This window comes from Echinicola shivajiensis, assembly GCF_018642165.1.
GTDB classification, from domain to species: Bacteria; Bacteroidota; Bacteroidia; order Cytophagales; family Cyclobacteriaceae; genus Echinicola; species Echinicola shivajiensis.
The window spans coordinates 1-14,468 of record NZ_JAHHZM010000002.1 but is presented as its reverse complement, the minus strand read 5'-3'; the positions used below and the strand labels follow the sequence as shown (position 1 = coordinate 14,468).

The following is a 14,468-nucleotide window of genomic DNA, read 5'->3' as shown; positions in this document are numbered from 1 at the left end:
CTATATTTAGCAGCTTAAGAAATGTATACAATTAAGAAACTCATTGTTTGCCTGGACCACTCAGAAATGGATGAAACATTGGTGAAATTCGCTTCATTTATCGCGAAGATAAACCATACAAAAAAGATCTATTTCACTAATGTGATCAGAAACCTTCAGATTCCAAAAGACATTTTGAAAGAATTCCCCAACCTTGTGGATAATATGATAGATGAAAGAAAGGGACAGATGAAAACCGTGGTTGAGGAGCATTTTGAAAAAGATCTAAAAACAGAATTAAGCTATGTAGTAAAAGAAGGTCAACTTTCCAAAAAAATACTAAAACTAGCCCATGAAAAATCTGCAGACATGATTTTAGTTGGAAGAAAATCAACCTTATCTGGCAGCGGAGTAGTTTCTCAACGTTTGGCAAGAAGAGCTTCCTGCTCCTTGATGATCGTTCCTGAAAGCTGCAAAACCCCTAAAGTGGATAAGTTATTAGTACCTTCTGATTTTTCTGATTATTCAAAAGACGCCTTAGAAGAGGCGATCATGATTGCAGAAAGACACGGAAGCCATGTTGAAATCATCTGTCAAAACGTGTTTTCAGTCCCTTCAGGATACCACCTTACAGGTAAATCATATGAAGAATTTGCTGATATCATGAAGGCCAATGCAGAAGTCAATTTCAAGAAATTCATCCGAAAAATCGACACCAAAAATGTGATCATACATCCCGTATATACTGTAGACAACAATGATGATCCAGTTGAAGATATTTTCTTAAAAGCCCAAGAAGACAATGTAAGTGGAATCATCATTGGCGCCAAGGGAAGAACTGCAGCCACTGCCCTATTTATCGGTAGTATTGCAGAACGTCTCATTCAACTTAATGATAAATTCCCTCTTGTGGTGACAAGACCAAAAGGTAAAAATGCTGGAATATTGGATTATATCCTAGAAATCTAATTTGAGATACAAGGAGAAAACCCTCTTTTCGTAACAAAGATAATTCCTTAGCTTAGAACCAAGCTAAACAAGAAGCCGTCCAATGGACGGCTTCTTGTTTTTTATCTATATCTAGAAAATATAAGGCACTATTAACCAAAAACATAATAATCTGCTAAGCTAGATTGCCTACATTGATAATTAGTAAAATTTAATTTATTTAATTAGCCATTAAACTTATTCATAGATTAGAAGTCTAAGTAAAGCATGAAGCCATCGGATGACTCAGCCATTTTAGCACTTATCAAAGATCCTTCCACGCAGGAAAAGGGATATCGACTGTTGGTAGAACTTTATCAGGTAAGAGTATATGGAATCATCAGGAAAATGGTTTTAATTCATGATGATGCAAATGACATCACCCAAAACACCTTTATCAAAGCCTTCAAAAATATCAATAAGTTTAAAGGTGACTCGAGCCTTTTCACATGGCTATACCGCATAGCTACTAATGAAAGCCTCAACTTCTTAAATAAAAAAAAGAAAAGGATTTTCCTTCAAATTGATGACCATGAAATGAAAATGGAAAACTATTTGGAACAATCCCCACATATAGACGGAAGCAAAATTGAGCTATTATTACAAAAGATTTTGCTGAAACTACCAGAAAAGCAGCGACTGGTTTTTAACCTCAAGTATTTTGAGGAATTAAGTTATGAAGATATCAGTGCCATTACAGAAACATCTGTTGGGGCATTAAAGGCATCGTATCATCATGCAGTAAAAAAAATCGAAAAGGAAATCAAAGGAGAATAAACCTTTGTGTGTTTTCATTGTCTAAGTAATAAGCTATGAAAGGATTACCAAAAAATAACATATTCAAAACCCCTGAGGGATACTTTGACCAACTTGCGGACAATATCCTTGAGAACAAGCGGAAAAAGACCCGACAGGTGTATTTTACACGCTGGGCGGCGGCTGCAATTTTGTTTCTTGGCTTTGGGCTATCTATATTTAAAATATCGATAGATTCATCTGACAACCTTTCCAACACTTATGCGCTGGATCAAGAAATGGAACTAATGATCGATCAAGGTGATTGGTTTGCAGAAGACATACTTTCTCTCAGCGATGATCCCAATGCTATTTTAGATCAGATTATTGAAGAAGAATGGGGCGGAACATATGATGCAAATGAAACTGAGTTGGAACAGGAAATGTGGATATACTAAAAAACAAAAGAAATGAGAACCCTACTAATCCTAATGATAGCATGTTTAACTTCTTTCTCCGCTTTGGCGCAAAGGGAACAGGGGAGGAAGTTCGACATGGAAAAATTTGAAGCTGCAAAGATTGCCTTTTTAACTCAGCGACTTGATATTGACCCGGAACAAGCCACTGAATTCTGGCCCATTTACAATCAATTTGATAAAAAACGAAAAGAGGTTCATTTGGAATTAAGAAAGCTCATGCATCCAAAGGATGAAAATATAAGTTCTGAAAAAGCCACTGAACTGATCAATAAAAAATTCGAATTACAGCAAGAGCTTTTGGACATTGAAAAAGATTTCTCAAAACAAGTATCGGAAATCCTAAGCCCAGTACAAGTTTATAAAATAGGCGAAATAGAAAGGGAATTCTTAAGGCACTTATATAGGACCACCAGAGAAAGAGGAAAACAGGGGCCTGATGTTCCCTAGAAAGATTTCAAATAATTATCATTAAAAAAGAAATTGAATAGCCGGCTACGCTGGCTATTTTTTATTTATTTTGTTCTATGCAAAGGCCCCTTTCATTATTAGAACTTAATCAACTAATCCAACAATGCCTTGATGCCAACTTGGCCCCCTCTTATTGGGTAATTGCTGAAATTGGAGAATTCCGGGATTCTCCCCGGGGACATGCCTATCTCGAACTTGTAGAAAAATCCAACAAAAGCATTCTTGCCAAAATCAGGGCTAATATATGGTCATATACCTACAGAGGCATCGCCTCAAGGTTCACCTCAATTACGGGGCAAAACCTAAAAGCTGGAATGAAAATCTTGGCACAAGTAAGTATACAATTTCATGAAGTCTATGGATTAAGTGTCAATATCAAGGATATCGACCCTAACTTCACCTTGGGGGAAAAAGCCAGAAAAAGACAGGAGACCATTGACCTGCTTACCAAAGAGGGGCTAATGGATCTCAACAAGCAATTTATCCTGCCCAAGGTCCCCCAAAAAGTCGCTATCATCAGCTCTGCCAATGCTGCAGGCTACGGTGACTTCATCAATCAGGTAGAACATAATAGAAATCATTACAAAGTCCATTGTAAACTATACCAAGCGACCATGCAAGGTGATCAGGCAGTGGACAGTTTAATATTGGCCATTCAGCAGATTGAGGCTGACCTAATAAAGGAAAATTTCGACTTAATGGTAATTATTAGGGGTGGTGGTGCCCAGCTTGATTTGGACTGCTTTGATGATTATGAACTAGCCAAGGCCATTGCCTGTACCTCATTGCCTGTGGTCACGGGAATTGGGCATGAGAGAGATGAATCCATAGTGGACATGGTAGCCCACACTAAAATGAAAACCCCTACTGCCGTAGCTGAATTCATCCTTTCAGGCTTCAGAAACTATGAAGATTTATTGGAAGGCCATTTCAAACAAATCGAGAGACATGTTGCCTACCAACTCCAAAAGGAAGACCGAAAAATCTCAAATCTAGAGCATTTATTAAAAAGCATTTCACAAAACCAAATCCAACGTGGCAAGGACACAGCCGAAATGCTTAAACAAAGAATTATTTCCCAATCCCTTCATCTTTTGAAAATCAAGTCTAATGAACTACAACACTTGGATTCAGGTATGAAGAGAACATTTTCCAATATTCTTAGCAATGAAAGATTAAGACTTGATACGCTGAGCAGGGATTTAAACAGACTAGACCCTTACACCTTTTTGAAGAAGGGTTATACCCGTACAGAGATCAAAGGAAAACCCATCAATAATCTAACAGTCAAAAAAGGAGACGAACTCACCACTTATACTTTATCTAAAAAAATTAATAGCATTATAAATACCATAGAAGAAAATGAGCAGTAAAGACAACTTTAGTTACGACAAGTCCATTAGTAGGATTGAAGAAATTATTAGTCAACTTGAAGAAGATGACAAAAGTATAGATGAACTCTCCTCCTTAGTCAAAGAAGCAAGCTCACTAGTTAAGGCTTGTAAATCAAAGTTGAGAATGACTGAAGAAGATATCCTTAAAGCCTTTGGCGAAGAGGAGCAATAAATGGAACATTGAAAGCAGCTGTTTTTAAAATACCGTTTTTTGTGAAGGCAGGGAAATGAAGGAATTGTCCATATCCCTCCTATTATTATTTGAATATTCAGCTAACGGTAATATTATTTAAAAAGACAGCTGCTTTTTGGATTAATCAGCACCCAAATATTCTTTCTTAGCTTCATCGGTGAGTATGCCCTCAAAAATAATGGAAATAGCCTGATCATAAATTTTTACTGGCTTTAATTCCAGTCCATCTATCATTTCAGGTGGAAATTGTCCCAAAAATTTAGGGTCTATCAAATTTTGAATAGCAGAAGCATATATCAATACCACCATACTCTTATTTACTTTAGAAGACACCAGTCCCTGATCAATTCCATATTGCACCAATCTTTGAAACCTTAAATAAGCTGATGTCCTGATATAATCCTCCAATGCTGCCCAAACCTCAGGTACCTGCTCTCTCAAATCAGACACTAATTGAGGATTGATAGGGGCTAGATCTGAAGCTATTGCAGAAAGCATGGATTTTAACTTCATTAAAAAAGAAAGGTTTTCATCCTGTAAGATGGTCTCCACCTTAATGGACAACTTGGTTCTGAGGAGGTTAAAAGAAGCTTCCAACAACTCTAGTTTACCTGGAAAATACATGTAAACTGTTTTTTTACTCATCCCTAGATTTTTGGATATATCATCCATGGTTGTATTCTTATACCCATTTTGGAAAAATAGCTTATTTGCCATTTCCATTATCTTCTCTTCTACTTTTTTACTCTTATTCATTTCGCTAAAACTGGATTTCAAATATAATTATTTCGATTTAATATTATCCCCTATTTTCCAACTTTGAGGGAAAAATAATAGCGACACAATAGACAGAAATTTTCGTTCAAAAGCTGTAGATTTGAACGACAAAAAAAGCAGAACCTCAAAGGATCTACATGAATACCAATCCCAAATCTGAAGCAAAAAAAAGGATAGCTGAACTTACCGCTGCTATCAACCATCATAACCAACTCTATTATCAGGAAGATCGTAGCGAAATTTCTGATTATGAATTTGACCAACTTTTAAGTGAGCTGATTCAGTTAGAAAATAAATACCCTGATTTACAGGACCAAAACAGCCCTAGCCTTCGTGTAGGAGGAACGATAACCAAGGAGTTTGAAACAGTTGAGCACGAAACAAGAATGCTCTCACTCGGGAACACCTACTCCAAAGAAGATTTGGAAGCTTTTGATGAAAGGGTTGTTAAAGGCCTTGGGCATAAAGACTATTCTTATTTTTGTGAGCTGAAATTTGATGGAGTTGCAATTAGTTTAGTGTATGAACAGGGTAAACTGGTTAGGGCCGTTACCCGCGGAGATGGCTTTAGAGGTGATAATGTCACAGAAAATGTAAAAACAATCCAAAGTATCCCCTTATTTCTAGAAGGTGATGATATTCCCGCAAAATTTGAGGTACGGGGTGAAATATTTTTGGGTATCAAGGAGTTTGAAAAAATCAATGCTGAAAGAGCTGCCAATGATGAGGCTTTGCTGGCCAATCCAAGAAATACGGCTTCAGGGACCCTTAAAATGCAGGACAGCAGTGTAGTAGCAAAAAGAAGGCTTAATTGCTATTGCTACCAACTTCTTGGTGATGATATTGGTGTAGACAACCACTTTGACGCCATCAAACTATTAGAGAAATGGGGGTTCAACATCTCTCCTACCTATAAAAACTGTACGGACATTGACTCGGTATTGGATTATATAGAATCCTGGAGGGAAAAACGCCATGAGCTCTCCATGGAGACAGACGGAGTGGTTCTAAAAATCAACGATTATGGACAACGGGAAGAACTGGGCTATACGGCCAAAATCCCGCGATGGGCAATTGCCTATAAATACAAAGCTGAAAGTGCTGAAAGCGAATTGATGTCAGTCACCTATCAGGTTGGCAGAACAGGAGCTATCACACCTGTGGCCAATCTTTCACCAGTATCTCTAGCAGGTACCACCGTTAAAAGGGCCTCACTGCATAATGCTAATGAAATTGAGCGCTTAGGCTTACACAATGGAGATACTGTCTTTGTTGAAAAAGGCGGAGAAATCATCCCTAAAATAACTGGTGTTTTTATAGAAAAGAGAAAATCTGGTGCTCAACCTGTCCAATATATTACGCATTGCCCTGAATGCGGGACCTTATTGGAAAGAAAAGAAGGAGAAGCCAAACACTTTTGCCCAAATACAAAATCATGTCCTCCCCAGATACTGGGAAGAATAGAACATTTCGTATCCAAAAGAGCCATGGATATTGACTCATTGGGAACAGAAAGAATAAGGGCGCTTATCAACCAAGGATATGTAGCTACTCCAGCAGACCTTTATGACCTGCATTCACAAAAGGATATGCTATTAGGCTTGGAAATCAATAATGACCAATATGACAAGAGCAGTGAGGGATACCTATACGTTATTCTTAAAAAGGCACTTTTCTCCATCACCCATGGAATTTCCCTTACAGCAATAGACCAGTTCCTTCAGGACAATGAAACACTTGAACTACAACCGAAATTAGAGAAATTCAAAAGCTTCATAGAAAGCCAAAAATCCAACAAGGCTCAAAATTTGGGTTCTCTTGAAATCCTTCTAGAGAGACTGGAAGCACTTCCGCATGACCAGATTGAGGACTTTTTGCCTTGCTCAGTTGTATTATCCCTTTTTGTAGGCAAACAAATAAGCTTGGAAAAGCTTCATCGGTTGTCACAAGAAAAAAACACTGTACATGATATGGTCTTGGCCTTTGATTTTGAACTGACTTCAGAACAGGAAGACAAAATCAAAAGACTGAAAGGAAATACCTTCCAAGAGGGGGTAATTTCCAATATGTTTCATGGAATTGAAGTATCCAAAGAACAGCCTTTTGAAAAAGTACTTTTTGCTTTGGGTATTAGAAACATAGGGGAAAACACCGCACAGATATTAGCTCAACACTTTGGGAATATTGACCAACTTATGCAAAGTTCATCTGAAAGCTTATTGGAAATCAATGGCATTGGAGAAACATTGGTTTATAGTTTAAAGGATTTTTTCAAACAAGAAGAGAACCTTCAAATCATTGAAAGATTAAGGGCTCAAGGATTGCATTTTGAGGTCAAAGAGGAAGATACCCCAAGTCAGAAGAGCAATGCCCTGGAAGGAATGAAAATACTGGCATCTGGCAAGTTGGAACATTTTAAGAGAGATGAAATAATAGACACCATTAATGCCCACGGAGGAACCTATGTCAAATCGGTTTCCAAAAGCCTGGATTTTATCATAGAAGGTGCTGACATGGGCCCCAGCAAAAAAGAAAAGGCCGAGAAATTGGGCGTCAAACTTATTTCTGAAGAGGAATTCATTCAAATGATTCAGGATTAACCCCCTTTGCGAAAAAAGACATGAAATGGATAAAAAAATTCTTTATTTCTCTTCAGCTCAAAAAAAATAAAGGCAATACTGTAGAGAATTGGTTAAAATCAATGGATGATATTAAATCAATTCATATTTTAGCAGATTCTTATGAAGAGATAGCGATAGCTGAAAAAACTATCCAAAATGAATGGCCGGCAAAGCTGGAAATTCAAACCGTATATTACACTGATAAAGGATCTGTTGAGGGAAGTTTTTCAAGTAAAGGGTTTTCCTTGTTTGGCAAAGCCCAAAATCACTTACAAGATTTTCTTGACAGCCCTGCAGATTTGTTTTTGTCCACAGTAACTGACTTTAATGACTTCCAAAAACTGGTCGTCAATCAAAAAAACGCACGTTGCAAAATTGGTTTCTATGATCAATCTGCTTCAAATGGTTTTGATTTAATGTTAGCGAAGGAAAATACGGATTTGGATCACAATATTAAAAATTTACTTAAGTACCTAAAGAAGATAATTTAGAAATGAAAAAATTTATTGGGACGGGAGTAGCCTTAGTTACGCCTTTTGATGAGGAAGGAAATATTGATTTTAGTGGGTTAGAAAAGGTAGTGGAGCATGTTATCAAAGGTGGTGCTGATTACCTGGTTGTGCAAGGAACTACTGGAGAAGCATCTACCTTATCCAGAGAGGAAAAACGTTCTGTCCTTGCTGAGGCCATTAAGATTAATAATGGAAGACTACCTATTGTTTATGGAATTGGAGCAAATAATACCCGGGCTGCCATTGACGAAATCAATGACACAGACCTAAGCAAGGTAGATGCTATCCTTTCTGTAAGTCCTTACTATAACAAGCCTACTCAAGCAGGCATCCAAATTCACTTCGAAAAAATCGCCGAAGCTTGCCCTGTACCTGTAATCCTTTATAATGTACCTGGAAGAACCATGTCCAATATGACCGCACAGACCACTTTGGCACTTTCCAAACATTCCAATATTATTGGAATTAAAGAAGCTAGCGGTGATTTGGTACAGTGTATGGAAATCTGTAAAAACAAACCTGAGGATTTTTTATTGATTTCAGGTGATGATATGCTTACTGCTTCCATGCGTGCCATCGGTTGTGAAGGGGTTATTTCAGTCCTTGCCAACAGCTATCCTGATGTCTTTAAAACCATATGCCACGGAAAGCTTGAAGAGGCCAAAACTGCCGTTTTCCGCTTATTGGAAATCAATCCACTTATGTACGCAGAAAGCAACCCTGTGGGCATTAAAAACCTCTTAAAACACATAGGTATCTGTGGGGACCAAGTAAGACTTCCACTACTAAGGGCAACCGAAAGTCTGGACAAAAAGATAAAAGAAGTTTCACAAACAGTATAAAAAAAAGCTGGCCAACGTAGTTGGCCAGCTTTTTTTATTGAAGCTTATATTAACCTTTATTTTTGATGTCCTGAACTTCTTTACGAATTTCTTGGGCCATATTTTTCATCTCTTGCATACCTTTTCTAACTCTGGTACCAGCTGCTGAATTTTTCTTTTCATAGAATTTTTCGAAGTCAGCTTCCAAAGACATTACTAGATCTTTGATTTCACTAAATTTACTCATGGTAAAAATTAATTTTTAGGTTGATGATAAGTTTATTTTTCATTCAATATAGTCAAAATGTTTATAAAACAACACATCAGCCATATTTTTTGAAACTTTATTCACCAAATGAAGTCGCTAGTTCTGTAGTCTTATAGTATCCACTAGATAGTTTATCCTTGATAGCTTCGAAAGCAGAAATGGTTTCAGCCACATCTTCCAAAGTATGGACAGCAGTAGGAATCAATCTCAAAATAATCATTCCTTTAGGTACCACCGGATAGATTACGACAGAGCAGAAAATATTATAATTCTCGCGTAAATCCTTACTTAAGGTAGCCGCTTCACCCACTGTTCCATTTAATACAACTGGGGTAACTGGAGTAGTAGTAGTTCCGATGCTGAACCCTTTTTCTTTCAAGCCATTTTGAAGAGCATTAACCACTTTCCAAAGATTAGCTTTGTGCTCTGGATTACTTCTCAATAATTCCAAACGTTTCAATCCACCTTCAACAAACACCATTGGAAGCGATTTGGCGAAGATTTGAGAACGCATATTATATTTGAGATAATGAACAGCCTTTTCATTTCCTGCAATAAACGCACCTATACCAGCCATAGATTTAGCGAAAGTAGAGAAGTAAAGGTCAATTTGATCCTGAACGCCTTGCTCCTCTCCTGCTCCAGCACCAGTAGCACCCATGGTGCCAAAACCATGTGCATCATCCACCAATAACCTAAATTGGAATTTCTCTTTCAACTTCACAATCCCTTTCAAATCTCCCATATTACCGGTCATTCCGAAAACACCTTCAGTAATCACAAGGATCCCACCGCCAGTTTCATTGGTCAGTTTTTCTGCTCTTACCAATTGCTTTTCGAAATTCTCCATGTCATTATGCGGGAAAACAAAACGTTTACCCATATGCATTCTCAAGGCATCAATAATACAAGCATGACATTCGCTATCATATACAATTACATCCTTACGATCCACCAATGAATCAATTACAGACATAATTCCCTGATAACCGAAATTGAGCAAATAAGCTTTTTCTTTTCCAACAAACTCAGCCAGCTCTCTCTCCAACTTCTCGTGTAAATCGGTATTACCGGACATCATCCTCGCTCCCATGGGATATGCGGCACCCCACTTTTCGGCAGCCTCTGCATCAGCCTTTCTTACCTCTGGGTGGTTAGCTAAACCTAGGTAGTTGTTCAAACTCCAGGTCAAAACTTCCTTTCCCTTAAATTTCATTCTAGGAGCTATTTCACCCTCCAATTTTGGGAACATAAAATATCCTTCTGACAAGTCTGAGTGCTTGCCAAGTGGTCCTAGATTTGTTTGTAGTTTTTCAAATATATCCAAAACTTATAATCGTTTAGAGTACTTACTGCTTACTTCTTATACTATTCTTTAAAACCCCCAAAAATAGCATATTTTCAAGTTATGTGCAAAAAACGCATCATATTTCACAATTCCTGCTTTAATTGTTATATTATTAAAAACCATTTTTTTACACAGAATAGTAATCCCAATACCCTATGCCGAAGATTAAGAAAATCCTAATTGCCAACAGAGGTGAAATTGCCTTAAGGATCATGAGAACTCTCCATGAAATGGGTATAATATCTGTGGCAGTTTTCAGCGATGCAGATAGGAATTCCCCTCATGTAAGTTTTGCAGATGAGGCTGCTTATCTTGGTCCCTCGCCATCTAAAGAATCTTACCTTTTACAAGACAAAATTATTGAGCTGTCCAAGGCTTTAAAAGTAGATGCTATTCACCCCGGCTATGGATTCCTTTCAGAGAACGCAGCGTTTGCCCAAAAAGTACAGGCAGCCGGTATCATTTTCATAGGCCCTTCGCCTACCGCCATTGAAATAATGGGGAGTAAACTTGCAGCAAAAAAAGCAGTAAGTCAATATGATATCCCCTTAGTCCCAGGTACTGACGAGCCCATATCTGATCTAATCGAGGCAAAAAAAATAGCCAAGGAAGTGGGCTACCCTATTCTTATCAAAGCAAGTGCAGGAGGAGGAGGCAAAGGTATGCGAATTGTTGAAAATGAAGACGAATTCGAAGAACAACTACAAAGAGCCGTGAGTGAAGCGCAAAGTTCATTTGGCGATGGTGCTGTATTCATCGAAAAATATATCAGCTCACCGCGACATATAGAAATCCAAATCTTGGGAGACCAACATGGGAATATTGTCCATTTGTTTGAAAGAGAATGTTCCATCCAAAGACGACACCAAAAGGTAATAGAGGAGGCTCCTTCAGCTATAGTCACACCTAGCATGCGGCAAAAAATGGGCATTGCGGCGATCAATGTTGCCAAGGCTTGTAGTTACCACGGTGCAGGAACGGTTGAATTCATAGTAGATGAGAAACTGAATTTTTATTTTCTTGAAATGAACACTAGACTACAGGTTGAACATCCTGTAACTGAATTCATTACAGGAAAAGACCTTGTCCGCGAACAAGTTCTTATAGCAGAAGGGAAAACACTAAGTTTTAACCAAGAGGAATTAAGTATTAATGGACACGCTATTGAAACCAGGGTATATGCTGAAGATCCCCAAAACAATTTCCTTCCTGATATAGGCAAACTCCATACTTATAAAAGGCCTGAAGGTCCAGGAATCAGAGTGGACGATGGTTTTGAAGAAGGAATGGACATCCCGATATATTACGACCCTATGATCGCTAAATTAATTTGCTTTGATGAGGATAGAGAAAAATGCATTGAAAAAATGATCAGGGCTATTAATGGCTATATAATCACTGGAATTGAAAGCACACTTCCTTTCGCTAAATATGTGATGAATCATGCTTCCTTTAGATCTGGTGAATTTGACACAAAATTTATTGAGAAGTATTTTACTCCTGAAAACTTAAAAACCAGTTTCACTAATGATGAAAAAGCAATATTAGCAGCTTTAAGTTCATTTATTATTCAACAATCATCACCACAAAATCAACCTTTAACTCAACAACAATTAAAAGAAAAAACCAATTGGACTAAAAGGAAAAAAAGTGGCTGAAATATTACCCTTACGTGCTTGGCGGTACAATAAGAACCTTAATATACCAATGGAAGAATTAGTTTCTCCACTTTTTGATGTTGCTGCGCCTGGGCAATTGGAAAACCTTTATAGCAATCCCTTTAACAGCGTCCACTTGACCTTGCCAGAAAAAAAGGAAAACTTAGAAAAGCCAGTTGAAACTTTAAACCAATGGAAGTACAATGAAATAATCCTTCAGGATAATGAACCAGGAATATATGTTTATTATCAATACTTTACCCCAGCAGGCAGTAAAAAGGAATATTGCAGAAAAGGTTTCATAGCACAAATTAAAGCCTATGATTGGGAAGAAAAGGTGATTTTAAGGCATGAAGACACGATATCCTCTTCGGTAAAAGAACGACTTAGCCTGCTTCAAAAAACGCTGATACAATCAAGTCCTACTCACGGGCTTTTTGAGGACAAAAACTTTGTTCTGGAAAACTTTATGGATGAGGCCATAAAAGATCCCCTATATAATATAAAAGATTATCAAGGCGTAAGAGAAGTTCTTTCAAGAATTAACAAGCCTATAATTATTAAGAAGTTTTTGGACCTAATAAAGCCTAAAAACATCATTCTGGCCGATGGTCATCATAGACTACAAGCAGCCATTAAATACAAGAACATTTGTCAATCCGGGAATCCAAATCATAGCGGTAAAGAAGCTTATAATTACCACATGATGTATTTCACCAATTCCTGTTCAAACAACCTTAAAATTCTACCTACACATAGATTGCTGAGAAACATAAGATTTTCTGAACATGAGCTAATCAATAAACTTAAAGAGTATTTCAACATTTATCCCTACCAACGCAATGACGCTTTCCATTCGGAGAATATAACAGCTAAATGGAGCTATATTCTCCTGACAAGAGAATTTGCCTATAATATTGTATTCAAACCAGAATGCTTTCCTGAATTCTCCACATCTACACCAGAGGTAGTGAAAGAATTAGATTTATCCATACTTCACTATTTCTTTATTGATAAAATCATAGGGATTCCATACCACGAACAACGCTATTCAAATAATATAGAATATGAGAGTAACCTCGATATCTGCAAACTAAAATTAAACAAAAATGAAGTAGATATAGCTATACTTACACGGCCAGTAAAGATAGAAGAAATATTAAAAGTTTGTAATTCAGGCTATACCCTTCCCCAAAAATCAACTTATTTTTACCCCAAATTATTATCCGGCCTATTATTTGGCTCTATAAAAGAAGAAGATTTCAATTATCCATATTATAACTACCAATAAATTGTTTCCTATACTAAACACAAAAAGAATCGTTCTTGCTTCTAAGTCACCTAGAAGACAAGAGTTAATGAAAGGTTTATTTATACCTTTTGAAGTCCGCACAAAAGAGGTAAATGAAGATTTTCCAGAGGATTTAGAACACACAGAAGTAGCTGCTTACTTGGCCGAAAAGAAAGCAAAAGCATTTGAACCAGATCTAGGCCCAGATGAATTAATCATTACTTCGGACACCACTGTACTTGTGGATGGTAAGGTGTTGAATAAGCCTGCCAACAAGCAAGAAGCTATTGAAATGCTAAAGCAATTGTCGGGTAAAGCCCATCAAGTAATTTCTGGAGTTTGTATGATGGACAACCACAAAAAAACAGTTTACTCCGATATTACAGAAGTTTACTTTAATGAATTATCCGATCAGGAAATAGAATATTATATTGATAAATGCCACCCCTTTGATAAGGCCGGTGCTTATGGTGTACAAGAATGGATAGGTTATGCTGCAGTGAACAAATTAGTAGGCTCTTTCTATACTGTCATGGGGCTTCCTGTCCATAGAATATATGAAGAATTAAAAAACTGGTAATCCAGTATTAAACATATGGGAAAAGTCAATAGTTAATAATAGCTATTGGCTTTTCTCATTTCACTATTAAATTTTGAATTACATCCATAAAAGGATGAAAGAATCCGCAATCCCATTATAAAAAGTTACTTGATTACACAGAAGCTTTAATTTTACTCTTTTTAATCACCTCCTTTTAGGTTCTTATGAAGTTAAATTAAAAACAAAAAGCCCCTTTCACGGTGTTTGTAAAAGGGGCCTGATAGGTGAGGGCGGCGACCTACTCTCCCGGGTGTAACCCCAGTACCATCGGCGCGACAGGGCTTAACTTCTCTGTTCGGGATGGGAAGAGGTGGATCCCCTGCGCCGTACCGCCCA

Annotated in this window: 15 protein-coding genes and 1 rRNA gene; 12 read left to right on the top strand and 4 right to left on the bottom strand. The window is 37.4% G+C overall.

Annotated features, from left to right (window positions below; translation table 11 throughout):
- Window positions 1-21 precede the first annotated feature (21 nt).
- The 6 genes from KMW37_RS04650 (at window position 22) to xseB (ending at window position 4,214) form a co-directional block, all read left to right on the top strand.
- Window positions 22-948 (top strand): universal stress protein, encoded by a 927-nt coding sequence (locus tag KMW37_RS04650; protein WP_215223453.1) that lies wholly within the window; start codon window positions 22-24, stop codon window positions 946-948.
- A gap of 246 nt (window positions 949-1,194) precedes the next feature.
- Entirely contained in the window at window positions 1,195-1,743 is a 549-nt protein-coding gene (locus KMW37_RS04645; protein ID WP_215223452.1) for an RNA polymerase sigma factor, read from the top strand.
- A 35-nt stretch (window positions 1,744-1,778) separates the two neighbouring features.
- Window positions 1,779-2,159: a hypothetical protein gene (locus KMW37_RS04640; protein WP_215223451.1), complete on the top strand. Its 381-nt coding sequence runs from the start codon at window positions 1,779-1,781 to the stop codon at window positions 2,157-2,159.
- Window positions 2,160-2,171: 12 nt separating this feature from the next.
- Window positions 2,172-2,627, top strand: a complete 456-nt coding sequence (locus KMW37_RS04635) for a Spy/CpxP family protein refolding chaperone (protein ID WP_215223450.1) — start codon at window positions 2,172-2,174, stop codon at window positions 2,625-2,627.
- A 77-nt stretch (window positions 2,628-2,704) separates the two neighbouring features.
- Window positions 2,705-4,021, top strand: coding sequence for an exodeoxyribonuclease VII large subunit (gene xseA / locus KMW37_RS04630; RefSeq protein WP_215223449.1), 1,317 nt, complete (start codon window positions 2,705-2,707; stop codon window positions 4,019-4,021).
- Window positions 4,011-4,214, top strand: a complete 204-nt coding sequence (xseB, locus tag KMW37_RS04625; protein WP_215223448.1) for an exodeoxyribonuclease VII small subunit — start codon at window positions 4,011-4,013, stop codon at window positions 4,212-4,214. The genes xseA and xseB overlap by 11 nt, the downstream gene beginning before the upstream one ends.
- Window positions 4,215-4,355: 141 nt before the next feature.
- Here the strand turns inward: xseB and KMW37_RS04620 are convergent, their stop codons facing one another.
- Window positions 4,356-4,991: a TetR/AcrR family transcriptional regulator gene (locus KMW37_RS04620; protein ID WP_215223447.1), complete on the bottom strand. Its 636-nt coding sequence runs from the start codon at window positions 4,989-4,991 to the stop codon at window positions 4,356-4,358.
- Between the two features lie 158 nt (window positions 4,992-5,149).
- On the opposite strand from KMW37_RS04620, the gene ligA reads away from it, so the two are divergent.
- The 3 genes from ligA to dapA are packed head-to-tail and all read left to right on the top strand — an operon-like array spanning window position 5,150 to window position 8,987.
- A complete protein-coding gene (gene ligA / locus KMW37_RS04615; protein WP_215223446.1) occupies window positions 5,150-7,612 on the top strand; it encodes an NAD-dependent DNA ligase LigA in 2,463 nt (820 codons plus the stop codon).
- Window positions 7,613-7,632: 20 nt separating this feature from the next.
- Window positions 7,633-8,124 carry a DUF6913 domain-containing protein gene (locus KMW37_RS04610; RefSeq protein ID WP_215223445.1) on the top strand — a complete coding sequence of 164 codons (492 nt, stop codon included), beginning with the start codon at window positions 7,633-7,635 and terminating at the stop codon, window positions 8,122-8,124.
- Between the two features lie 2 nt (window positions 8,125-8,126).
- Window positions 8,127-8,987, top strand: coding sequence for a 4-hydroxy-tetrahydrodipicolinate synthase (gene dapA / locus KMW37_RS04605; protein ID WP_215223444.1), 861 nt, complete (start codon window positions 8,127-8,129; stop codon window positions 8,985-8,987).
- Between the two features lie 49 nt (window positions 8,988-9,036).
- Here the strand turns inward: dapA and KMW37_RS04600 are convergent, their stop codons facing one another.
- Window positions 9,037-9,213 (bottom strand): histone H1, encoded by a 177-nt coding sequence (locus tag KMW37_RS04600; RefSeq protein ID WP_186756977.1) that lies wholly within the window; start codon window positions 9,211-9,213, stop codon window positions 9,037-9,039.
- Between the two features lie 97 nt (window positions 9,214-9,310).
- The gene (locus tag KMW37_RS04595) at window positions 9,311-10,561 is read right to left on the bottom strand and encodes an aminotransferase class I/II-fold pyridoxal phosphate-dependent enzyme (RefSeq protein ID WP_215223443.1); all 1,251 of its coding nucleotides are present in this window, start codon (window positions 10,559-10,561) and stop codon (window positions 9,311-9,313) included.
- 176 nt (window positions 10,562-10,737) lie between these two features.
- Between KMW37_RS04595 and KMW37_RS04590 the strand changes: the two genes are divergently transcribed.
- From KMW37_RS04590 to KMW37_RS04580, 3 genes are read left to right on the top strand one after another with little or no spacing between them, the layout of a single operon-like run.
- The gene (locus KMW37_RS04590; RefSeq protein WP_215223442.1) at window positions 10,738-12,240 is read left to right on the top strand and encodes an acetyl-CoA carboxylase biotin carboxylase subunit; all 1,503 of its coding nucleotides are present in this window, start codon (window positions 10,738-10,740) and stop codon (window positions 12,238-12,240) included.
- On the top strand, window positions 12,233-13,531 hold the full coding sequence (locus KMW37_RS04585; protein WP_215223441.1) for a DUF1015 domain-containing protein: 1,299 nt from the start codon (window positions 12,233-12,235) through the stop codon (window positions 13,529-13,531). The genes KMW37_RS04590 and KMW37_RS04585 overlap by 8 nt, the downstream gene beginning before the upstream one ends.
- A gap of 1 nt (window position 13,532) precedes the next feature.
- Window positions 13,533-14,111 carry a Maf family nucleotide pyrophosphatase gene (locus KMW37_RS04580; RefSeq protein ID WP_262898193.1) on the top strand — a complete coding sequence of 193 codons (579 nt, stop codon included), beginning with the start codon at window positions 13,533-13,535 and terminating at the stop codon, window positions 14,109-14,111.
- A 249-nt stretch (window positions 14,112-14,360) separates the two neighbouring features.
- Here KMW37_RS04580 and rrf read toward each other — a convergent pair.
- Window positions 14,361-14,466: ribosomal RNA gene (rrf, locus tag KMW37_RS04575) — 5S ribosomal RNA — on the bottom strand.
- Window positions 14,467-14,468: the final 2 nt, after the last annotated feature.